Below are 20,250 nucleotides of genomic sequence, written 5' to 3'. Positions count from 1 at the left end.
GGAACCAGCGAAACTGGTGGAGGGGTGTCAGCCTATCGAGGACGGGACACCCCTCCGTCGGGCCTGACGGCCCGCCACCTCCCCTTTGAGGGGAGGAATTTTTTGGCTCAGCCCTTCTTCAGATGGCGACGGCCGAGCAGTTCGGCGATCTGCACCGCGTTCAGCGCGGCGCCCTTGCGGAGATTGTCCGACACGCACCACAGCGACAGGCCGTTATCCACCGTCGAGTCCTCGCGCACGCGGCTGATGAAGGTCGCATAATCGCCGACGCATTCGATCGGCGTGACGTATCCGCCGTCCTCGCGCTTGTCGATCAGCATGACGCCGGGCGCCTCGCGCAGGATGTCCTGGGCTTCGGTCGCGGAGATTTCCTCCTCGAACTCGATGTTCAGCGCCTCGGAGTGGCCGACGAAGACCGGCACGCGGACGCAGGTCGCCGTCACCTTGACCTTGGGGTCCAGGATCTTCTTGGTTTCGGCGACCATCTTCCACTCTTCCTTCGTAGAGCCGTCCTCCAGGAAGCTGTCGATGTGCGGGATCACGTTGAAGGCGATCTGCTTGGTGAACTTCTTGGGCTCGGCGGGGTCGCCGACGAAGATGTTGCGGCTCTGCTCGAACAGTTCGTCCATACCCGCCTTGCCCGCGCCCGACACCGACTGATAGGTCGCGACGACGACGCGCTTGATCTTCGCCTTGTCGTGCAGCGGCTTGAGCGCCACGACCATCTGCGCGGTCGAGCAGTTCGGGTTGGCGATGATATTCTTGGCGGTATAGCCGTCGATCGCGTCCGGGTTCACTTCCGGCACGATCAGCGGCACGTCCGGGTCCATGCGATAGAGCGACGAATTGTCGATCACGATGCAGCCCGCGGCGGCAAATTTGGGGGCATAGACTTTCGTCGCGTCCGATCCGATCGCGAACAGCGCCATGTCCCAGCCGGTCGGATCGAAATGCTCGATATTCTTGATGGTGAGCATCTTGCCGGTCTCACCATATTCGATCTGGTCGCCCTGGCTGCGCGACGAGGCGACGACCGCCAGCTCGTCGATCGGGAATTCCCGCTCCGCCAGAATGTTGATCATTTCCCGGCCGACATTGCCCGTCGCCCCGGCGACCACCACGCGATAACCCATTAAACCCTCCACTCGGAAGCGTGAGCCGGTAGCGTCATTGCGCGGATACGTCCACCAACTTTGCGAATAGTGCGCATTGGGGAAGGGCAAGCGGGGGTTTAGGCGCTGACACGTCGCCCCAGCGAAGGCTGGGGCCTTTCGCCTTCACGCCAGCCGGTCAAAAAGGTCGTCCCAAGCGGGATTGATGCTCTGGATCAGCCCTATCTTCCATTCCGGCTTCCAGGCCTTCATCGCCTTCTCACGCGCGATGGCATCCTCGATCCTGCCATGCTCCTCGGCATAGACCAAACGGTGCAGCCCGTAGCGACGACAAAATTCCGCGCCCTTGTCGGTGCGATGCTGATGGATGCGCGCGGCGAGATATGCGGTGACGCCGATATACAGGACGCCTTCCGGCTGGTTGGTCATGATATAGACCCAGCCCGGCATCGGTCAGCCTATTCGGCGGGAGGCCCCAGCCTGTGCTGGGGCGACGGCCGTTGAATGGGCGGCGTATCAATCATGCGTACTCGCCGCCCAGGTCGCGTGGGCGATGCCGTGGACGCTCTGGAAATGATCGGTGATCCGGTCGAGTTCGCCCGCCTCGACGATCGTGCTGGTCAGGATCGCGGTGACGGTCACCTGATCCTCGCCCCGCTCCTCGCTATCCAGTTCGCCGACCGGCAGGCCAGCGCCCTCCAGATGTTCGACCAGCAGGTCGCCGACCGGCCCGGCCTGCGCGGCGGTCGTGGTCAGGCTGACCGAGTAGGTCGCCTCCACATGCCGCCCCTCCACCGGGATACGGTTGATCGCATCGACCAGCGGGCGCAGCGCGGTGTTGGCGAGCAGGACGATGCCGGTCAGCAGCACCGCCTCCGCCACCATGTCGCTGCCCGCGATCGAGCCGACCGCTGCCGAGCACCACAGGGTCGCCGCGGTGTTCAACCCGCGAACATTCATCCCCTCCTTCATGATGACGCCCGCGCCGAGAAAGCCGATACCGGAGACGACATAGGCGATGATGCGGATCGACTCGATATTGCCGCCCAGCCGCTGACCCAAATCGACGAACGCCGCCGCGCCGATCGCGACCAGCGCATTGGTGCGCAGGCCGGCGGTGCGCTGGCGATACTGCCGCTCCGCCCCGATCACCGTGCCCAGGACGAAGGCGGTCAGATAGCTGACCAACGTGTCGAGGAAGGGCCAGAGATGGAAGGTCTTTAGAAATGCCATGGTCGCCACCCTAACTCCTCCCCTGTAAGGGGAGGGGGACCGCCGCGAAGCGGTGGTGGAGGGGTGCCACCATCAGCGTGAACACCCCTCCGTCAGTCCTGCGGACTGCCACCTCCCCTTACAGGGGAGGAATGACGGCTTTATTTCTCCGCCGGCTTATCCTTCACCGTCCGGTCGAGGAAGTTCAGGATCGTATGCCACAGATGCTGCGAGATGACCGGTCCACCGACGCGGTGGGTCTGACCGGGATAGAGCATCATTTCGAACGGCGTATCCGTCTTCTGCATTTCGGCGGCAAAGGCGGTCGCATTGTCGAGGAAGACATTGTCGTCGGCCATGCCGTGGATCAGCAGCAGCGGATCGCGAATCTTGGCGGCATCGGTGATCGCCTGCGACGTTTCGTAGCTCTTCGGATCGGTGCGCGGATCGCCCAGATAGCGTTCGGTATAATGGGTATCGTAAAGCTGCCAGTCGGTGACCGGCGCGCCCGATACGGCGGCGGCATAGACGCCCGGCGTCTTCTCCAGCATCTTGATCGACATATAGCCGCCATAGGACCAGCCATAGGTGGCGATCCGCGCCGGATCGACGAAAGGCAGACTCTTCAAATAGTTCGCGCCCGCAAGCTGATCGGCGACCTCGACCGTGCCCATGGCGTGGTAGATCGCATCCTCGAACGCCTTGCCGCGATTATACGAGCCGCGATTGTCGATCTGGAAGAAGATCCAGCCTTGGTCGACCAGATATTGCGGCAATGCGCCCTGCCAGCCGCGCGTGACCTGCTGACCGGTGCCGGGGCCACCATAATGCTGGAAGAAGACGGGGTAGCGCTTGCCCGGCTCCAGCTTCGGTGTGATCATTTCCCAATAGAGCGTCGTGCCGTCATCGGCCTTAATCGTACCGAACTTCGTTTCGCGGTGGCTGGCGAGATAGGGGGCGTAGGGATGGCCCGCGACAATCGCATTCTCGTTGATCCAGTTCAGCCGCTTGCCCGTCGTGTCGGCCAGATAGACCTGGGTCGGTTGGCTGGGTCCGGAGCGCGAGACGATGAGGCGGCTGGCAGCCGAGTCCATCGTCGCGCTGTTCGTATAGCCGCGCTCGGTCAGGCGGGTGATGACATCCGGATGCGCGATGTCGACGGCATAGACATGCTGTTCGAGTACATCGTCCTTCAGGCCCGTGAAATAGAGCCAACCCTTATTTTCATCGACGCCGACCAGCCCGGTCACGACCCAAGGCCCCTTGGTCAGTTGCGCCCATTTGCCGTTCGCGAAACGGTAGAGATGGCCATAACCGTCCCGCTCCGACCGCCAGATCAGACTGCCATCCTTCATCGGGCGATAGGCGTCCGACAGGTTCAGCCAGCTTCGCTCCCCCGAACGTTCGGTGAAGACCACCGTCGATTTGCCGGTCGCCGGATCGACGCGCAGCATGTCGAGCCGCTTCTGGTCCCGACTCTCGCGCTGGACCAGCATCGCCGAGCCGTCCGGGGTCCAATCGACCCGCGCCAGATAGATGTCGGGATCACTGCCGAGATCGACCTTGACCCGGCCCGAACCATCCGCCTTCATCACATAAAGGTCGACCAGCGCGTTGGGCGTGCCCGCCGCCGGGTAGCGCTGTTCGTAGATCTTGGTGCCCGACGCCCCGATCGCCGCGCGGACCGCCACCTTGACCGGGGCTTCGTCGAACCGCTCGACGGCGATGTAACGCTCGTCGGGGCTCCACCAATAGCCGGTGAAGCGGTGCATTTCCTCCTGCGCGACAAACTCCGCCTCACCGAAATGGACGGTGCCACCGCCTTCCTTGGTCAAGGCCCGCGCCTCGCCCCCAGTCAGCGGCATGGCCCACAAATTCTGATCCCGCACGAAGCTGACGAAACCGCCCTTGGGGCTGACGATCGGGTTCAACTCGCCACCCGGCGTATTGGTCAGGCGGCGGACCTGCCCGTCCAGGCCGGCAAGGTACAGGTCGCCGTCGAGCGGCACCAGGATCGACTTGCCGTCAGGCGCCCAGTCATAGGCGACGATCCCCTTCGACCCGCCGATGCGCGCGCGTTCGCGCTGCATCTTTTCGGCTTCGGACAGTTCGGCACCAGAGCCGACCTTCTTGGAGTCGACCAGCATCCGCTCCTCGCCGGTGCGCGTATCGCGCGCCCAGAGGTCCAGCCGTTCCTTCTCGTCGGCCCGTGGGCGCAGCGAGGTGAGCAGCGTACCGTCCGGCGACAGCCGAAGCCCGCGCGGCTGCGATCCCGACAGGTCGGGGCTGCCAAAGACGCGTGCCAGCGTCAGATCACCCTGTTTCTCCGGTTCAGCGGCCATGACCGGTGCTCCCATCGCCATCGTGATCGACGCCCCGACCGAAGCCAGCGCCAGACCCAGCACCCATTTGCGCATTCATACCACTCCAGACCCTAGTCCGTCGGATAACCCCCGACGCGTTGGGCGGCGTTATCGCGACGGCATGACGATCCGGCAAGCGCGATCCGAACGGCTGATCGCCAAGCCGCGCGATACCCACTCCCCTCGTAACCTTTCCGCAGCGCCAATCTTCGTAAACTCCGCGTTAACGAAATTTGGGTAAAGCTTTCATGCGGGTGCGATGACGAACTGGAATCGTCGCCGTGCCGCGCCCAACATCGGAACGGACATGGCGGCGACCATCGCATTCGATATTCAGAACGATCGACGGGGTGACATCCGGGCGATCCTGGCGCGGTCGGGGAGCGCGGTGCACCCGCATGTCCAGTCGCTGCTGTTGCCGCAGGCCTTGCTGCATGACCTGACCGATGCGGTTCATGCGGTGTGCGCGGTCCATGGCAATCACCCGTGCATGATCGATTATGCCATGGCGCGCGGCATCCAGATCGAGACCCTGCCCTGGCTGATCCAGTCGTCGACCGCTTTCGGCTATGAACGCGCCTTTCTCGCCAATCTGACCTCGGCCGCGGGTCCGCTGCCTTCGACGCCGGGACAGGCGCAGACCGATGCCGCGCTGACCCAGTTGCGCCAGACGCTGGAGATGCTGGCCAATTCGGACCGGCGGGGATGTGCGACCGGTGCGGTCTCGGCCTTGATCCTCGACTGGCGCACGATCCGCCAGCTTCTGGTACAGGCCGCGCGACGCTTCGGCCTGTCCGCCCCGCCCAATCCGATGCCCGAGCCGCTGCTCGACTTCGAGACCGACGAAAACAGCCTGGGCCTTCCCCGTGCGCTGGGGTTCGGCGCGACTCAGTTGCTGGTCCAGCATAACGGCCTGTGGAACCTGCTGGAGGCGCGGGCCAGCGCGCGACGCGGCTAGCCACGGCAAAGGCGCGCCCGCTCATCCGGCCGCGCGAAACCCACGGCCCGACTGGCTACCGCAATGTTAACCATTCCGAACAGTTCACGATTAATCCACGCGGGTTAGCGTGACGATCATGAAAGCTCTGGTGTCCAAAGCAGTCATATCGCTCTGCGCACTCACGGTCGCTGTCCCGGCCCAAGCGCGATCGCTCCTCGACTATGTCGGGCAATGCGTTCCTTTCGCGCGTCAGGCATCGGGCATTTCCATCTATGGCGACGCATGGACCTGGTGGAGCCAGGCCGAGGGCAAATATCCGCGTGGCCACACCCCCCGGGTCGGCGCGGTCGTGGTGTTCGAGAAGACCGGCCGCCTGCCGCTGGGCCATGTCGCGGTGGTCAGCCGGGTGGTCGAGGACCGGGTGCTGATGCTGACCCATGCCAATTGGTCGATCCAGAATGGCGAGCGCGGCCATGCCGAACAGGACGTGACCCTGTTCGACGTCTCGCCCGGCAATGACTGGAGCCAGGTCAAGGTCTGGTTCCGCGACTCGGACGGCCTGGGCAGTTCGACCTATCCGATATATGGCTTCATCTATGGCAAGGGGCGCGCCGCCCCCGAGCTGACCAGCGACAAGCCCGATTATGTCGGTGCGCTGATCGACGCCTATGTCGCGCGCTGATTGCCAGACGGGGTCGCCGGGCATAGACTGATGCTCCCCATGCTCGGGAGGATATGTCGATGATGATCCTGTTCGCCGCCGCCGCATTGATGGCGCAGCCCGAAATCAACCAGCCGACCATCGGTCCGTCGCCAGATCACTGCGTCCCCGAGGACAAGCGCGTCAGCCAGACCGAAGTCGCCGCCGGCCCCCGCAAGCTCAGCGAAATGCCGCCTGCCGAACCGCATTATGCGGTGGTGCGCAACTTCGGGGGCTGCCCCATCCCGGTCACGTTGCGGAAGCAGGGCACGAAGCGACGCTGATCCCTCTCCTCTAAGGCGATCCGCCGCGAACCTCGGCCTTTCCGATCTCCGTCAGCCTGCCGCAGGCCGGTGGATCACCCCGCCGGTCATCGCCTCCGGCACGCCCGTGGTTCCCGGAAAGCTGATCGGCCGTTCGTTCAGCCGGCGCACCGCCATATAGGCGAACCCCTCCGCCTCCAGCGCGTCGCCATTCCAGCCGAGCGGATCGGTCGGCTCGGGGGTAAGACCCGTCGCCTCCGCGATCATGCTCAGCATCGTCGCATTGTGCCGCCCGCCCCCGGCGACCAGCAGCCGCCTGGGCCGCTCGGGCAAATGGTCGAGCGCGCGCGCGACCGTCTGTGCGGTAAAGGCCGTCAGCGTCGCCGCCCCGTCCGCCGCCGACAACCCGCGCGCCGGTTGAATGGTGAAGTCGTTGCGGTCCAGCGACTTGGGTGGTGCGAGGTCGAACCAGCCATTGTCCATCATCGTGTCAAGCACGGTCGGCTCCACCCGACCCGATGCCGCCAGCGCACCGTCCGCATCGAAACGCTGCCCGCTCTCGGCCTCCATCCAGCTGTCAATCAGGCCGTTGGCGGGTCCGGTGTCGAACGCGACGAGCGCCCCGTCGCGACCGATCCAGGTGATGTTGGCGACCCCGCCCAGGTTCAGCACGGCCAGCGGCTTGTCGAGCCCGGTAGCCAGCGCGGCGTGATAGACGGGCATCAATGGCGCCCCCTGCCCGCCCACCGCGACATCGGCGGAGCGGAAGTCCGAGACGGTGACGATCCCGGTGGCGTCCGCCAGGGCCTGTCCATCCCCGATCTGCCAGGTCCAGCCGCGATCGGGGCGATGTGCGACCGTCTGGCCGTGGAAGCCGATCACCTCCACCGCATCGGCGCCGATCCCGGCATCGCGCAACAATTTCTGCACGACCATCGCATGGGTCCGCACGATCAACTCGCCCGCCGCGACGATCGGCGGGCTGGCGCGCGGCCGGTCGAAGGTTAGCGCGAGCGCGGTGGCCTCGGCCAGTTCGGCGCGCGCGGCATCCGAATAGGCCTCCGAACGAAAGGCGACGGGACGGACCTGGGCCTCGCCGTCCGTCTCGACCAAGGCGGCGTCCACGCCGTCGAGCGAGGTTCCCGACATCAATCCGATCGCCAGCATCGCCTTCCAACCTTTAACTACGTTAGTTTCCCTCATGCCGGGATCGGCCGGACCTGTCGACCATCCACATTAATCGCGACGATCCACGCATCTGGAAAAGCGATCCGATTTGGACTATGTGCGCGCGTATCCCATGGCAACCAAACTCCCTACTCCGCCGCGCGTCGGCATGGTCTCGCTCGGCTGTCCCAAGAATCTGGTCGACAGCGAACGCATCCTGACCCAGCTTCGCGCCGATGGCTATCAGATGTCGCCCGACTATGCCGGGGCCGATGTCGTGCTGGTGAACACCTGCGGCTTTCTCGACTCCGCCAAGGAGGAAAGCCTGGAGGCGATCGGCGAGGCGATCAAGGAAAATGGCCGCGTCATCGTGACCGGCTGCATGGGCAAGGAAGCCGAGGCGATCCGCACCCGCTTCCCGGACGTGCTCGCGATCACCGGCGCGCATGAATATGAGCAGGTGGTCGAGGCGGTCCACGCCGCCGCGCCCGCCAACCTGTCGCCCTATATCGACCTGATCCCGGACGCCGGGCTGAAGCTGACCCCGCGCCATTACAGCTATCTGAAGATTTCCGAGGGCTGCAACCACCGGTGCAGCTTCTGTATCATCCCGTCGCTTCGCGGCGACCTGGTCAGCCGCCGCCCCGACGCCATCCTGCGCGAGGCGGAGAAGCTGGTCGCGGCGGGCACGCGCGAGTTGCTGGTCATCAGTCAGGACACCTCGGCTTATGGCATCGATATCCGCCGCGAACCGCGGATGTGGAAGGGGCAGGAGGTCGTGCCGCACATGACCGACCTGGCCCGCGAACTGGGCAAGATCGCGGCCCCAGTGAACGGTTGGGTGCGGCTGCACTATGTCTATCCCTATCCGCATGTGGATCAGGTGATCCCGCTGATGGCGGAAGGGCTGGTGCTGCCCTATCTGGACATTCCCTTCCAGCATGCTGCGCCGTCGGTGCTCCGCCGCATGAAGCGGCCCGGCAACGATGCCAAGGTGCTCCAGCGCATCCACCAGTGGCGCGACATCTGCCCCGATATCGCCATCCGCTCGACCTTCGTCGTCGGCTTCCCCGGCGAGACGGAGGAGGATTTCGAATATCTGCTCGACTGGCTCGACGAGGCGCAGCTCGACCGGGTCGGTGCCTTCCGCTTCGAGCCCGTCGAGGGTGCCGCCGCCAACGCCCTGCCCGATCACGTCCCCGAGGAGGTGAAGGAAGAGCGTTACGCGCGGATCATGGAAAAGACCGCCGCCATCTCCGCCGCCAAGCTGGCCGCCAAGGTCGGCCGCACCCTGCCCGTCATCATCGACGCGGTGGACGAGGAAGGCGGCGCGACCGGCCGGTCCCAGGCCGATGCACCCGAAATCGACGGCGAGGTCTTCCTGCGCGATGCCGCCCATCTCTCGGTCGGCGATATTGTGTCCGTCGAGATCGAGGATGCCGACGAGCACGATCTCTATGGCGTGCCTGTCATGGGGAACGGATAGGCTTTACGACAACCCGGGCGGGGCCGGGTGGTACAGATCCCGAACCACTCGCCCCCCAACCGTTCGCATCGCGCGACGTCGGGATGCCGTCCCGTGGCCTTCGACTTCGCTCGGGCTGAGCGAAGTCGAAGGCCACGCCCCCACCCTCCAACGCGCCCGTTGCACCGCCCCCGCAAACCTGCTTCCTTGGGGCGCATGAGATACCCCCATTTGCTGGCGGCGATCGCGTTCATCGCCCCCGCCCCGCTGCTCGCCCAGGCGCTGACCCCGGCGGAAACCCAGAAGATCGATACGCTGGTGACCAGGACGCTGGCCGATACCGGTGTCCCGTCCGCCTCGATCGCGGTGGTGCGCGGCGGCAGGATCGTGCTTGCCAAGGCCTATGGCAAGCAGTTCGAGGGACAGACCGGACCTGCCGACCCGAAACTCCCCTATCAGATCGCCTCGGTGTCGAAGCAGTTCACCGCCACGGCCGTCCAGTTGCTCACCGATGACGGCAAGTTGTCGCTTGACGACAAGGTCGGCCAATATATCCCCGGCATTACCGGTGGCGACACGATCACCATCCGCCAGTTGCTCAGCCACACCTCGGGCCTGCGGGACTATTGGCCGCAGGATTACAGCTTCAAGGCGATGGCGACCCCCACCACGCCGCAGGGGATCGTCGACCGCTGGGCTAAGGCGCCGCTCGACTTCGTGCCCGGCGCGCAGTGGCAGTATTCCAATACCGGCTATGTCGTCGCGGGCATGATCGTCGAGAAGGTGTCGGGCCAGCCGCTGTTGGACTTCCTCCAGGCACGGGTGTTCCGTCCGCTCGGCATTCGTGCGGTCGATCAGGACAAGGCGGTCGGCCCCGGCTTTCCGCAAGGGTATCTGCGACACGCGCTCGGCCCCGTCCGCGTCGAGACGCCCGCCGCGTCCGGCTGGCTCTACGCGGCGGGAGAATTGTCGATGTCGCCGCAGGATCTGGCCAAATGGGACGTGGCCCGGATGAACCGCACGCTGCTTCCGGCCAAGCTGTGGGACGAGCAGGAGAATCCGGTCAAGCTGACCGACGGGTCCAACACCAATTACGGTCTGGGTGTCGGGGTCGGCTCCGACAATGGCCGCCGCTTCGTCGAGCATAGCGGCGAGGCGGTCGGCTTCCTGACCGAGAATATCGTCTACCCGGATGACAAGGCTGCCGTGGTGGTTGCGGTCAACGCCTGGTTCGCTGATGCGCAGGGACGGATCGCCAAAGGCATTTCGGAAATCGTCCTGCCCGCGCCCCAGGCCAGTGCCGAGGACGCCGCCGCGCTCGACCGCGCCAAGCGCGTCTATACGCAGCTTCGGACGGGCAGTCTCGACCGCACGCTGCTGACCGAGGATGCGGCCTATTATTTCACGCCCGCGACCATCGCCGACTATAAGGCCAGCCTGTCTCCGCTGGGCGCGCCGACCAAGGTCGAGCAGGTCGGGCGCACGCGCCTGCGCGGCGGTTTCGTCAACCGCTCCTACCGGGTCACCTATCCGACGCGGTCCTTGCGGATCAGCACCTATGCCGAACCCGGTGCCGGCGGAAAGATCGAGCAATTTCTGGTGAGCCCTGTCGAATGATGGACTTTTCTTCGCTGCTGCAACCCGATCGCGGCCAGCCCGCCCGGTCGGTCACGCTCCTGGCGCCCGGAGGCTTCGACGCCTGGCTGACCCGCCAGCCCGCCACGGTCCGCGCACTGGCATCGGCGCAGGCATTCACCGCCAGGCCCAATAGCGTCCTGCTATTTCCGGACGGCGATGACATTGGGGTCGTCGCGGGCGTGACCGACCCCGCCTCCCCTTGGGCGCTCGCCAAGCTGGCCGAAACCCTGCCGGAAGGCAGCTATCGCCTCGACAGCGCGGACGTCGGCGCGAACGCGCTGGGCTGGCTTCTGGGGCAGTATCGCTTCACCCGCTATCGCAAGGCGGAGAATGCGGGCGCGCGGGTGCTGCTGACCCGCGATGTCGGCCACCGGGAGGAGGTGATCCGCATCGCTGCCGCCACCGCGCAGGTCCGCGATCTGGTCAATACCGGCGCGGGCGATCTGGGCCCCGCCGAACTCGAAGCCGAAGCCACCGCGCTGGCGCGTGCGCATCAGGCCGAGCTACGCGTGACGGCGGGCGACATGCTGGCGCGCGATTATCCCATGGTCCATGCGGTCGGGCAAGCGGCGACGCGGGAGCGGTCGCCCCGCTTGATCGAACTCCATTGGGGCAACCCCGCCCATCCCCGCATCGCGATCGTCGGGAAGGGCGTGAGCTTCGACACCGGGGGCCTCGACATCAAGCCGTCCGCCGGAATGCGGCTGATGAAGAAGGATATGGGCGGCGCGGCGCATGCGCTGGCGCTGGCCGGTCTGGTGATGGCGGCGAAGCTGCCGGTGCGACTCCACCTGCTGATCCCGGCGGTGGAGAATGCGGTGTCGGCCGCGTCCTTCCGCCCCGGAGACGTGCTGAAGACACGAAAAGGCCTGACGGTCGAGAACACCAACACGGATGCCGAGGGTCGCCTGATCCTGGGCGACGCTCTTACTCGTGCGGGCGAGGAGAAGCCCGAATTGATCCTCGACTTCGCCACACTGACCGGCGCGGCACGGGTCGCGCTGGGCCCCGATCTGCCGCCTTTATTCACCGATGACGAGGCATTGGCAGCGGAACTGCTGGCGGCGGGTGTGGCGGAGGAAGACCCGGTCTGGCGGCTGCCGCTCTGGGATGGCTATGACGAGATGTTGAAGTCCGACATCGCCGACATGGTCAATGCCCCCGATGGCGGCTTTGCGGGTGCGATCACCGCCGCGCTGTTTCTGCGGCGCTTCGTGCCCAAGGATACGGCCTGGGCGCATCTCGACGTGTTCGCCTGGCGGCCTTCGGCCAAACCGGGGCGGCCCAAGGGGGGCGATGCCTACGCGCTGCGGGCAGCCTATCGGATGTTGAAGGGGCGCTATTCAGGGACTTGAGGCGAGGTTCGGGGCGTGCGCTTCGACTTCGCTCAGCGTGTACGGCGGTTGGAATAATCCCTCGCTCCGTCCAGCCTGAGCGCCGTCGAGGGCCACGCCCGACCGCACCGCAAAATCACAGCCCCGCCGCCGCCTCGATGATCGGTACGAACTTGGCCGCCGTCAGACTGGCGCCGCCCACCAGCGCGCCGTCAACATTCTCGACCGCCAGCAAGGTTGCGGCATTGTCGCCAGTTACCGAGCCGCCATAAAGGATACGGACTTCGTCGGCCGCATCGCCGATCAGCATCCGCAGCTTGGCGCGCGCGATCGCATGGATGCTCGCGACTTCGTCCACGGTCGGCGTCCGCCCCGTGCCGATCGCCCAGCGCGGCTCATAGGCGAGCGTGAACCAGCTGCCGTCCGCATTATCGGGCACCGACTTCTCGATCTGCGCCTGCACCACGCGCTCGGCACGACCGGCATTGCGCTCCGCTTCCGTCTCACCACAGCACAGGATGACGTTCAGTCCGTTGCGATGCGCCGCCGCCGCCTTGGCCCAGGCGTCCTGGCTGGTCTCCCCCTGATCCGCGCGCCGTTCCGAATGGCCCACGATCGTGAAGCGCGCGCCCGCCTCCTTGACCATTCCCGCCGAGACGCAACCGGTATGCGCCCCCGAATCACGGTCGTGCACATCCTCCGCGCCGATCGCCAGGCCCGGCTCCCGCTCGGCGGCGGGGGCGATCAGCGTGAAGGGCACCGCCATCGCCACATCGACACCGGGAGCCGCTTCCGCCGCGCGGGCGATAGCGTCCAGTTCGATCAGAGCAGCGCGCGAGCCGTTCATCTTCCAATTGCCCGCCACCAATTTGCGCCGTGCCATATTCAGGCTCCCATTGAGTCGTGTGTTTTACGTGTTCAACATCGATAGCGTATCGTGGCGTCCGCACAAGCTTGATGCGGGCGCGACTGCCCCCTAAAGCGGGCACGTTTTTATTCCTTGCCGATCGGTCGTCCATGCTCAGCTTCTTCCGCCGGATCATCAATTCGAAGGCCGGCGTCATCGTGACCTTCATCGTGCTCGGCATCATCGCCATCGCCTTTGCGGCGGGCGACGTGTCGAACATCGCCGGAATGGCGGGCGGGCTGACCGGGTCGGACGTCGCCAAGGTCGGCGATGCGAAGGTCACCGCCAACGACCTGCGCACCGCCGCGCAGAACGAGGTCGCGGCCTATCGCCAGGAACAGCCCACGCTCGACATGGCGCAGTTCGTGGCGGCCGGCGGCTTCGAAGGGGTGCTCCAGCGCGAGATCACGGGCCTGTCGCTCGAACAATTCGGCAGGGAGCAGGGCATGGTCGTGTCGCGGCGTCTGGTCGATGGCCAGATCGCCTCGATCCCCGCCTTTCGCGGCCCCAATGGCCAGTTCGATCCGGCGCTGTATCAACAGCTTCTGGCGCAGCGCAAGATGACCGACGCGCAGGTCCGCACCGACATCGAGCGGACGACCTTTGCCCAGCAGCTGACCGTCCCCACCATCGGCGCGACCCAGTTCGCGATGCAGATGGCGCTGCCCTATGCTTCGCTGCTTCTGGAAAAGCGCACGGGCGAGGTCGGCTATATCCCGACCCGTCTGGTGCCCGCAGGCCCTGCCCCGACCGATGCCGATCTGCAGACCTTCTATCAGCGTAATGTCCAGCGCTATACGCTGCCAGAGCGCCGCACCGTCCGCTACGCGCTGGTGACCCCCGCCGCCGTCGCGGCGAGCGCCACGCCGAGCGAGGCGGAGATTGCGCGCTATTATCAGACCAACCAGACGCGCTACGCCGCGACCCAGAAGCGCGACGTGACCCAGGTGATCGTCGCCGATCAGGCCGGTGCCAATGCCCTGGCCGCCAAGGCGAAGTCGGGCACCTCGCTCGCCGATGCGGCGCGTGCCGCCGGGCTGGAGGCCTCGACGCAAAAGGGAGTCGAGAAGGCCGCCTATGCCGCGCAAAGCTCGGCCGCCGTGGCCGATGCGGTGTTCGGCGCGGGCCAGGGCGCGGTGGTCGGCCCGGTTCGCGGCACGCTGGGCTTCGTCGTGGCGAAGGTCGACGCGATCACTCAGGTGCCGGGCAAGACGCTGGCGCAGGCGCGTCCCGAGATCGTCGCCGAGCTGACCAAGCAGAAGCAGGCCGCCGCCCTTGGCGAAATGCGCAATACGATCGAGGATGCGCTGTCGGGCAACGCGACCTTTGACGAGGTAGTGGCCGACCGCAAGCTCCAGGCGCAGACGACGCCCGCCGTCACCGCGCAAGGCGCCGCACCCGACGCGCCCAGCTTCCAGCCGACGGCGGAACAGCGCGCGATGATCACCGCCGCGTTCACCGCAGACGAAGGCGATGCGCCGCAGATCGTGCCGATCGGCCAGGATGGCGGCTTCGCGGTCGTCGGCGTCGGTCAGGTGCAGCGCTCCGCCCCGCGTCCGCTGGCGCAGGTGCGCCAGCAGGTGCTGGCCGACCTGAATGCCGACCGTGCCCGCGCCGCCGCGCGCAAGCTGGCCAATGCCGTGCTGGCCAAGGTGAACAAGGGCATGCCGATGGCGCAGGCGTTGAAGGAAACCGGGCTCGCGACTCCGCCGGTCCGTCCGATCGCGGCGTCGCGTCGTGACCTGGCCGCCGCGCAGAACACCCCTGCCGCGGCGCCGCTCGCGCTGCTCTTCTCGATGCCGCTAAACAAGGCGCGCACGCTGGAGGCGCCGCAGAATGAGGGTTGGTACATCCTGCGCGTGACGAACATTGAGGCGGGGAACGCGGCCGGCAACGATGCCGCGATCCGCGCCGCGCGCGCCGATATCGGCCGCCTGATCGGCCGCGAATATGTCTCGCAATTCGCCCGTGCGGTTCGCGACGTGGTGGGTGTGAAGACCGATCCCAAGGCGGTGGCCAAGGTTCGTGCGGAACTGTTGAATAATGGCGGCAATTGAGGCGAACGCCGCCCGCGGCGCGGTAGAACGGTTGAAGGCCGGGCAGCCGCTGCTGATCTGGCGGCGGCAGATCGCCGACACCGAAACGCCGGTGGCGGCGGCGCTCAAGCTGATCGAGCCGGGGCGCGGCGACTATCTGCTCGAATCGGTCGAGGGCGGCGCGACGCGCGGACGGTATAGCCTGATCGGCCTCGCCCCCGATCTGGTATTCCGGGCGCATGGCCATGACGCCGCGATCAACCGCCATTGGGCGACCGACCGCGACGCGTTCGAGCCGTGCGCGCAACCGACGCTGACCGCCCTGCGCAATCTGGTCGCCGAATGTCGCGCGGATGTGCCTGATGGACTTCCCTCCGCACTCGCCTGCCTGGTCGGCTATTTCGGCTATGAGACGGTCGGACTGGTCGAGGACCTGCCTCAGCCGGAGGCCGATCCGCTAGGCCTGCCCGATATGATCTTCGTACGGCCAACCGTGATCCTGGTCTTCGACCGGCTGGCCGACGCACTCTATCTGGTCGCGCCGGTCTGGCCCGATGCGGCACGCGATGCCGAACGGATGATCGCCGAAGCGGAGGACCGGCTGGACGCGACCGCCGCACGGCTGGCGACGACCACGCTTCCACTCGCCTTACGCGCGGACCTGCCCGAGCCGGCTTATGAGCCCGCCCTGCCGCCGGGCCGCTATGCCGAGATGGTGGCGCGCGCGAAGGACTATATCGTCGCGGGCGACATATTTCAGGTGGTGCTGGCGCAACGCTTTTCCGCGCCCTTCGCACTGCCGCCGTTCGAACTCTATCGCAGCCTGCGGCGGATCAACCCTTCGCCCTTCCTCTATCATCTCGACCTGCCCGGCTTTTCGCTGATCGGGTCGAGCCCGGAAATCCTCGTCCGCGTCCGCGACGGCGAAGTCACCATCCGGCCGATCGCGGGGACCCGTCCGCGTGGGCGTACCGGGGCCGAGGATGCGGCCAACCGCGACAGCCTGCTCGCGGATCCCAAGGAGCGTGCCGAGCACCTGATGCTGCTCGACCTAGGCCGGAACGATGTCGGTCGCGCAGCATCGGCGGGCAGCGTTCGGGTGACCGATAGCTATACGGTCGAATTTTATAGCCATGTCATGCACATCGTCTCCAACGTCGTCGGTCGCTTGGCCGAGGACAAGGATGCGCTGGACGCTCTGTTCGCGGGCTTCCCGGCGGGCACGGTCAGCGGCGCGCCCAAGGTCCGAGCCTGCCAGATCATCGCCGAACTGGAGCCTGAGCGGCGCGGCGCTTATGCGGGCGGCGTCGGCTATTTCTCGCCCGATGGGTCGATGGATTCGTGCATCGTGCTCCGGACCGCCGTGGTGAAGGACGGGACCATCCACGTCCAGGCGGGCGCGGGGATCGTCGCCGATAGCGATCCGGCTTATGAGCAGCGCGAATGCGAAGCCAAGGCGGGCGCGATGCTCGCCGCCGCCCGGGATGCGGTCGCGCGGGCAGGCGAAGGGGGTTTCGGACAGTAAGTCTCTTACCTTCGTCCTTCCTACCCGCTCGTCACGCCTATCCTCCCTCTCGATGAGAGAGGGAGGAAAGCACGAAGCGCCGGATGGGAGACGAGGCTCGGTCTATCGCCGCCCGCGATCTCCTCAATCCCCGTCGGCGGGAGGCGGCGTCTGCTCCGCGCGGCGGGCGCGACGTTCGTCGGCGAACTGGCGGTTCCAGGTCATGCTGCATCCGCTCTGGCCGCCCGTACCGACCGGCGAGCATGTGTCGGGGATGCCGCCCGCCACGCGTCCGACCTGATCCATCGTCGCGGCGCGGTTGACCCAGCTCTGGTTCTGCGCGGGGATCGGCTTGTCGTCGCGCAGGCCCTTGGGGATGCGATAGGGCTCGTCGTCCCGGCCGCAGACCACGACTTCCTCGGCCGTGCTTTCGGGACATTTCTGATCGCCGGTCAGCGTCACCTGCCGCACCCGCTTGGGCGGCTGGCCGGTCGCGGCTTGCTGATCCTGGGTGGCCTGCTGGGCGAACGCCGTGGCCGGGGTCAGCAACAGGGCAGCAATCAGGGCGGCTCGAACCATGGCAACGGGACTCCTTTGAGACTTTAACGTCGGACGTGGCGCATGGCTCCACGCTGAACGGTTCGCCCAGACGACGCCATTCGGGCGAAATTACGGCCATGTGTCGCAGACGCGAGGGGGCCGACCTTCCCCATGCGTCACGCAGACGTTGCACCGCCCGCGCGATCGGCTATGGCGGTTCCATGATCCTGGTCGTCGACAATTACGACAGCTTCACCTGGAACCTCGTCCATTATCTTCAGGAATTGGGCAGCGAGGTGGAGGTGGTCCGCAACGACGCGATCTCGGCGGGCCAAGCGCTCTCGTCGGGGGCGCAAGCCTTTCTCATCTCTCCCGGCCCCTGCACGCCGACCGAAGCGGGCGTCAGCCTGGACCTGGTTGAGGCGGCGGCCGATGCGGGCCGTCCGCTGCTGGGCGTATGCCTGGGCCATCAGGCGATCGGGCAGCATTTCGGCGGGCTGGTGGAACGCGGGGGGCTGATGCACGGCAAGACCTCGCCGGTCCATCATGACGGGACGGGGCTGTTCCGCGGCCTGCCCTCGCCCTTCACCGCCACGCGCTATCACTCGTTGATCGTCAACGACGTGCCGGACAGCCTGGTGGTCAACGCCCGCGCGGAGGATGGCACGGTCATGGGCTTCCGCCACCGGACCCTGCCCATTCATGGCGTCCAGTTCCACCCGGAAAGCATCGCCACCGAATATGGCCATGCCATGCTCGCCAATTTCCTGCGCGAGGCGGGAATCGCGCACGACCTTCCCGAGCGGCTGCGTCCGCCCGCCGAGACGGCGGCGTGACCACCATCGCGCTCCTCCCCGATCCCGTCAGCCCCTTGTCACGCGAGACGGCGCATGCTGCCTTTGCCGACATTCTCGACGGGCGCGCGGATGAAGAGGCGGTCGCCGATTTCCTGACCCGGCTGGCCGAGCGCGGCGAGACCTCGATCGAGATTGCGGAAGCGGCACGCGCCATGCGCGAAAGGCTGATCCCGATCGAGGCGCCATCGGGCACTATCGATGTGTGCGGCACCGGTGGTGACGGGCATCATACGCTCAACGTCTCGACCGCCGTCTCGCTGGTCGTCGCGGCACTGGGCGTGCCGGTCGCCAAGCATGGCAACCGCGCGGCCTCGTCCAAGGCGGGCGCGGCGGACACGCTGGAGGTGCTGGGCCTCGACATGGAGCGTGCCGGACAGGTGGCGCAGGCGAGCCTGGGCGACATCGGCATCGCCTTCCTCTTCGCCGCCAACCACCATCCCGCCATGGCGCGCATCACCCCGATCCGGCGGCGGATCGGGCGACGGACGATCTTCAACCTGATGGGCCCGCTCGCCAACCCCGCGCATGTCGGGCGACAGTTGATCGGCATCGCCCGTCCCGACTATGCCACCGTCTATGCCGAGGCGCTGGAGCAGCTCGGTGCGGAGGCGGCTCTGGTCGTCTCGGGCGAGGAAGGGCTGGACGAGCTGTCCGGCGCAGGTTCCAGCATCGCGGTGTCGGTCGGCGCCATCGAAGCGCCCGCCACGATCACGCCAGAGGATGCCGGGCTGCCCCGTCACCCGATCACCGCCATTCGCGGCGGCGACGCCCGGCACAATGCCGAAGCGCTTCGCCGCCTCCTCGCCGGAGAGCCGGGCGCGTATCGCGACGCCGTTCTCCTCAATGCCGCCGCCGCCCTGATGGTCGCCGGGCACAGCGCCGATCTGGCCCAGGGGGCCGTGGCCGCTGCCCGCGCGATCGATACCGGGGATGCTGCGGCGCTCCTCGACCGATGGATAGCCTACCGATGACGATGCTCGACCGCATCCTGGAAACCAAGCGCGCCGATGTCGCCGCGCGCAAGGCGACGATGTCGCTCGCCGATCTGGATGCCAAGATCGAAACCGTTTCCGCCCCACGCGGCTTTCGCGCCGCCCTGGACGCCAAGACCGGCCACGCGCTGATTGCGGAGGTCAAGAAGGCGAGCCCGTCCAAGGGCCTGATCCGCGAGGATTTCGATCCCCCCGCCCATGCCCGCGCCTATGAGGCCGGGGGTGCGGCCTGCCTGTCGGTACTGACCGACGAGCGTTGGTTCCAGGGAGCGGACATATTCCTGGAACAGGCGCGCGCCGCGGTGTCGATCCCGGTGCTGCGCAAGGATTTCATGGTCGATCCTTGGCAAGTGCATGAGGCACGCGCGCTGGGTGCCGATGCGATCCTGATCATCGTCGCTGCACTGGACGATGGTCAGATGCAGGAGATCGAGGCCGCCGCGATCGAATGCGGAATGGATGCGTTGGTCGAGGTACACGACGCCGCCGAAATGGAGCGCGCCGCCCGGTTGAAGTCGCGGCTGATCGGGGTGAACAATCGCGACCTGCGCGACTTCTCCGTCGATTTCCAGAGGACCTATGAACTGGTCGGCCGCGCGCCGGAAGGTTGCACCTTCGTCGCCGAAAGCGGTCTGGCGACACGCGCCGACCTCGACGCGATGGCCGAGCATGGCATCCACTGCTTCCTGATCGGCGAGGCTCTGATGCGTCAGCATGATGTCGAGGCTGCCACGCGTGCACTGATCGGATGACCGGCCTCACCCACCTGGACGATAGCGGATCGGCTCGCATGGTCGATGTCGGAGCGAAATCGGTGACGGCGCGGCAGGCCGTGGCGAAGGGCCGCATTACCATGGCACCCGAAGCCGCCGCCGCCATTGCGGCGGGCAGCGTCCAGAAGGGCGATGTGCTGGCCGTCGCACGCATCGCGGGGATCATGGCCGCCAAGAAGACCAGCGACCTCATCCCGCTCTGCCATCCCTTGCCGCTCAGCAAGGTCGAGATCGATCTCGTGCTGGAGGCGGATGGCGTCACCGCCACCGCCACCGCCGCGACGGCGGGGCAGACGGGGGTGGAGATGGAGGCGCTGGCGGCTGTGTCGGTCACGCTGCTGACCGTTTATGACATGGCAAAGGCGCTGGATAAGTGCATGGCGATCGGCGATATTCGCCTGGTGTCGAAGACCGGCGGCAAGTCGGGCGACTGGCACGCCTGACGCC

At 66.5% G+C, this 20,250-nt stretch carries 19 protein-coding genes; 12 read left to right on the top strand and 7 right to left on the bottom strand.

All coding sequences use genetic code 11. The features are described 5' to 3' along the window. Positions 1-107 precede the first annotated feature (107 nt). The 4 genes from ACWPWT_RS11910 to ACWPWT_RS11895 all read right to left on the bottom strand — a co-directional run bounded on the left by ACWPWT_RS11910 (position 108) and on the right by ACWPWT_RS11895 (position 4,741). Positions 108-1,133, bottom strand: coding sequence for an aspartate-semialdehyde dehydrogenase (locus ACWPWT_RS11910; RefSeq protein WP_454279780.1), 1,026 nt, complete (start codon positions 1,131-1,133; stop codon positions 108-110). Positions 1,134-1,277: 144 nt separating this feature from the next. Beyond that, positions 1,278-1,562 (bottom strand): GIY-YIG nuclease family protein, encoded by a 285-nt coding sequence (locus ACWPWT_RS11905; RefSeq protein ID WP_454279779.1) that lies wholly within the window; start codon positions 1,560-1,562, stop codon positions 1,278-1,280. Positions 1,563-1,628: 66 nt separating this feature from the next. Then, positions 1,629-2,345: an MgtC/SapB family protein gene (locus ACWPWT_RS11900; RefSeq protein WP_454279778.1), complete on the bottom strand. Its 717-nt coding sequence runs from the start codon at positions 2,343-2,345 to the stop codon at positions 1,629-1,631. Positions 2,346-2,485: 140 nt separating this feature from the next. Continuing rightward, positions 2,486-4,741 carry a DPP IV N-terminal domain-containing protein gene (locus ACWPWT_RS11895; protein WP_454279777.1) on the bottom strand — a complete coding sequence of 752 codons (2,256 nt, stop codon included), beginning with the start codon at positions 4,739-4,741 and terminating at the stop codon, positions 2,486-2,488. 205 nt (positions 4,742-4,946) lie between these two features. Between ACWPWT_RS11895 and ACWPWT_RS11890 the strand changes: the two genes are divergently transcribed. The 3 genes from ACWPWT_RS11890 (at position 4,947) to ACWPWT_RS11880 (ending at position 6,611) form a co-directional block, all read left to right on the top strand. Then, positions 4,947-5,645, top strand: a complete 699-nt coding sequence (locus tag ACWPWT_RS11890) for a DUF6975 family protein (protein WP_454279776.1) — start codon at positions 4,947-4,949, stop codon at positions 5,643-5,645. A 130-nt stretch (positions 5,646-5,775) separates the two neighbouring features. Next, entirely contained in the window at positions 5,776-6,309 is a 534-nt protein-coding gene (locus tag ACWPWT_RS11885; protein WP_261268106.1) for a CHAP domain-containing protein, read from the top strand. Positions 6,310-6,371: 62 nt separating this feature from the next. Beyond that, entirely contained in the window at positions 6,372-6,611 is a 240-nt protein-coding gene (locus ACWPWT_RS11880; RefSeq protein WP_454279775.1) for a hypothetical protein, read from the top strand. A gap of 51 nt (positions 6,612-6,662) precedes the next feature. On the opposite strand, the gene ACWPWT_RS11875 is transcribed toward ACWPWT_RS11880, so the two are convergent. Next, positions 6,663-7,757, bottom strand: a complete 1,095-nt coding sequence (locus ACWPWT_RS11875) for an anhydro-N-acetylmuramic acid kinase (protein WP_454279774.1) — start codon at positions 7,755-7,757, stop codon at positions 6,663-6,665. Positions 7,758-7,890: 133 nt separating this feature from the next. On the opposite strand from ACWPWT_RS11875, the gene rimO reads away from it, so the two are divergent. From rimO to ACWPWT_RS11860, 3 genes are all read left to right on the top strand, one after another. Then, entirely contained in the window at positions 7,891-9,243 is a 1,353-nt protein-coding gene (rimO, locus tag ACWPWT_RS11870; protein WP_454279773.1) for a 30S ribosomal protein S12 methylthiotransferase RimO, read from the top strand. A gap of 195 nt (positions 9,244-9,438) precedes the next feature. Further along, on the top strand, positions 9,439-10,839 hold the full coding sequence (locus tag ACWPWT_RS11865; protein WP_454279772.1) for a serine hydrolase domain-containing protein: 1,401 nt from the start codon (positions 9,439-9,441) through the stop codon (positions 10,837-10,839). After that, the gene (locus tag ACWPWT_RS11860; RefSeq protein WP_454279771.1) at positions 10,836-12,215 is read left to right on the top strand and encodes a leucyl aminopeptidase family protein; all 1,380 of its coding nucleotides are present in this window, start codon (positions 10,836-10,838) and stop codon (positions 12,213-12,215) included. Before ACWPWT_RS11865 ends, ACWPWT_RS11860 begins: the two co-directional genes overlap by 4 nt. Positions 12,216-12,330: 115 nt before the next feature. On the opposite strand, the gene tpiA is transcribed toward ACWPWT_RS11860, so the two are convergent. After that, entirely contained in the window at positions 12,331-13,077 is a 747-nt protein-coding gene (gene tpiA / locus ACWPWT_RS11855) for a triose-phosphate isomerase (RefSeq protein ID WP_454279770.1), read from the bottom strand. Between the two features lie 134 nt (positions 13,078-13,211). Between tpiA and ACWPWT_RS11850 the strand changes: the two genes are divergently transcribed. Together ACWPWT_RS11850 and trpE are read left to right on the top strand one after the other, a co-directional pair. After that, positions 13,212-15,158: a SurA N-terminal domain-containing protein gene (locus ACWPWT_RS11850; protein WP_454279769.1), complete on the top strand. Its 1,947-nt coding sequence runs from the start codon at positions 13,212-13,214 to the stop codon at positions 15,156-15,158. Beyond that, a complete protein-coding gene (trpE, locus tag ACWPWT_RS11845; RefSeq protein ID WP_454279768.1) occupies positions 15,145-16,662 on the top strand; it encodes an anthranilate synthase component I in 1,518 nt (505 codons plus the stop codon). Before ACWPWT_RS11850 ends, trpE begins: the two co-directional genes overlap by 14 nt. Before the next feature lie 123 nt (positions 16,663-16,785). Here trpE and ACWPWT_RS11840 read toward each other — a convergent pair whose 3' ends face one another. Continuing rightward, complete coding sequence (locus ACWPWT_RS11840; RefSeq protein ID WP_454279767.1) at positions 16,786-17,220, bottom strand: hypothetical protein; 435 nt, start codon at positions 17,218-17,220, stop codon at positions 16,786-16,788. 182 nt (positions 17,221-17,402) lie between these two features. On the opposite strand from ACWPWT_RS11840, the gene ACWPWT_RS11835 reads away from it, so the two are divergent. The 4 genes from ACWPWT_RS11835 to moaC are packed head-to-tail and all read left to right on the top strand — an operon-like array spanning position 17,403 to position 20,246. Then, a complete protein-coding gene (locus tag ACWPWT_RS11835) occupies positions 17,403-18,017 on the top strand; it encodes an anthranilate synthase component II (protein ID WP_261268116.1) in 615 nt (204 codons plus the stop codon). Next, entirely contained in the window at positions 18,014-19,009 is a 996-nt protein-coding gene (gene trpD, locus ACWPWT_RS11830) for an anthranilate phosphoribosyltransferase (RefSeq protein WP_454279766.1), read from the top strand. The genes ACWPWT_RS11835 and trpD overlap by 4 nt, the downstream gene beginning before the upstream one ends. Further along, on the top strand, positions 19,006-19,782 hold the full coding sequence (gene trpC, locus ACWPWT_RS11825; protein ID WP_454279765.1) for an indole-3-glycerol phosphate synthase TrpC: 777 nt from the start codon (positions 19,006-19,008) through the stop codon (positions 19,780-19,782). Before trpD ends, trpC begins: the two co-directional genes overlap by 4 nt. Then, complete coding sequence (gene moaC, locus ACWPWT_RS11820; RefSeq protein ID WP_454279764.1) at positions 19,779-20,246, top strand: cyclic pyranopterin monophosphate synthase MoaC; 468 nt, start codon at positions 19,779-19,781, stop codon at positions 20,244-20,246. The genes trpC and moaC overlap by 4 nt, the downstream gene beginning before the upstream one ends. Positions 20,247-20,250 lie beyond the last annotated feature (4 nt).

It is taken from the genome of Sphingomonas sp. Marseille-Q8236, from assembly GCF_965112005.1.
Note: the sequence above shows the minus strand (reverse complement) of the source record. Positions and strands in the feature narration are given on the sequence as shown.

What these genes read in the sequence shown, in the direction of transcription:
- ACWPWT_RS11875 (WP_454279774.1), bottom strand. Translation starts at nt 7,757, where the DNA reads ATGCTGGCGATCGGATTGATGTCGGGAACCTCGCTCGACGGCGTGGAC.
- ACWPWT_RS11835 (WP_261268116.1), top strand. Translation starts at nt 17,403, where the DNA reads ATGATCCTGGTCGTCGACAATTACGACAGCTTCACCTGGAACCTCGTC.
- ACWPWT_RS11895 (WP_454279777.1), bottom strand. Translation starts at nt 4,741, where the DNA reads ATGCGCAAATGGGTGCTGGGTCTGGCGCTGGCTTCGGTCGGGGCGTCG.
- ACWPWT_RS11860 (WP_454279771.1), top strand. Translation starts at nt 10,836, where the DNA reads ATGATGGACTTTTCTTCGCTGCTGCAACCCGATCGCGGCCAGCCCGCC.
- ACWPWT_RS11880 (WP_454279775.1), top strand. Translation starts at nt 6,372, where the DNA reads ATGATCCTGTTCGCCGCCGCCGCATTGATGGCGCAGCCCGAAATCAAC.
- ACWPWT_RS11890 (WP_454279776.1), top strand. Translation starts at nt 4,947, where the DNA reads ATGACGAACTGGAATCGTCGCCGTGCCGCGCCCAACATCGGAACGGAC.
- ACWPWT_RS11840 (WP_454279767.1), bottom strand. Translation starts at nt 17,220, where the DNA reads ATGGTTCGAGCCGCCCTGATTGCTGCCCTGTTGCTGACCCCGGCCACG.
- ACWPWT_RS11910 (WP_454279780.1), bottom strand. Translation starts at nt 1,133, where the DNA reads ATGGGTTATCGCGTGGTGGTCGCCGGGGCGACGGGCAATGTCGGCCGG.
- rimO (WP_454279773.1), top strand. Translation starts at nt 7,891, where the DNA reads ATGGCAACCAAACTCCCTACTCCGCCGCGCGTCGGCATGGTCTCGCTC.
- ACWPWT_RS11905 (WP_454279779.1), bottom strand. Translation starts at nt 1,562, where the DNA reads ATGCCGGGCTGGGTCTATATCATGACCAACCAGCCGGAAGGCGTCCTG.
- moaC (WP_454279764.1), top strand. Translation starts at nt 19,779, where the DNA reads ATGACCGGCCTCACCCACCTGGACGATAGCGGATCGGCTCGCATGGTC.
- ACWPWT_RS11865 (WP_454279772.1), top strand. Translation starts at nt 9,439, where the DNA reads ATGAGATACCCCCATTTGCTGGCGGCGATCGCGTTCATCGCCCCCGCC.
- trpE (WP_454279768.1), top strand. Translation starts at nt 15,145, where the DNA reads ATGGCGGCAATTGAGGCGAACGCCGCCCGCGGCGCGGTAGAACGGTTG.
- trpC (WP_454279765.1), top strand. Translation starts at nt 19,006, where the DNA reads ATGACGATGCTCGACCGCATCCTGGAAACCAAGCGCGCCGATGTCGCC.
- tpiA (WP_454279770.1), bottom strand. Translation starts at nt 13,077, where the DNA reads ATGGCACGGCGCAAATTGGTGGCGGGCAATTGGAAGATGAACGGCTCG.
- ACWPWT_RS11850 (WP_454279769.1), top strand. Translation starts at nt 13,212, where the DNA reads ATGCTCAGCTTCTTCCGCCGGATCATCAATTCGAAGGCCGGCGTCATC.
- ACWPWT_RS11900 (WP_454279778.1), bottom strand. Translation starts at nt 2,345, where the DNA reads ATGGCATTTCTAAAGACCTTCCATCTCTGGCCCTTCCTCGACACGTTG.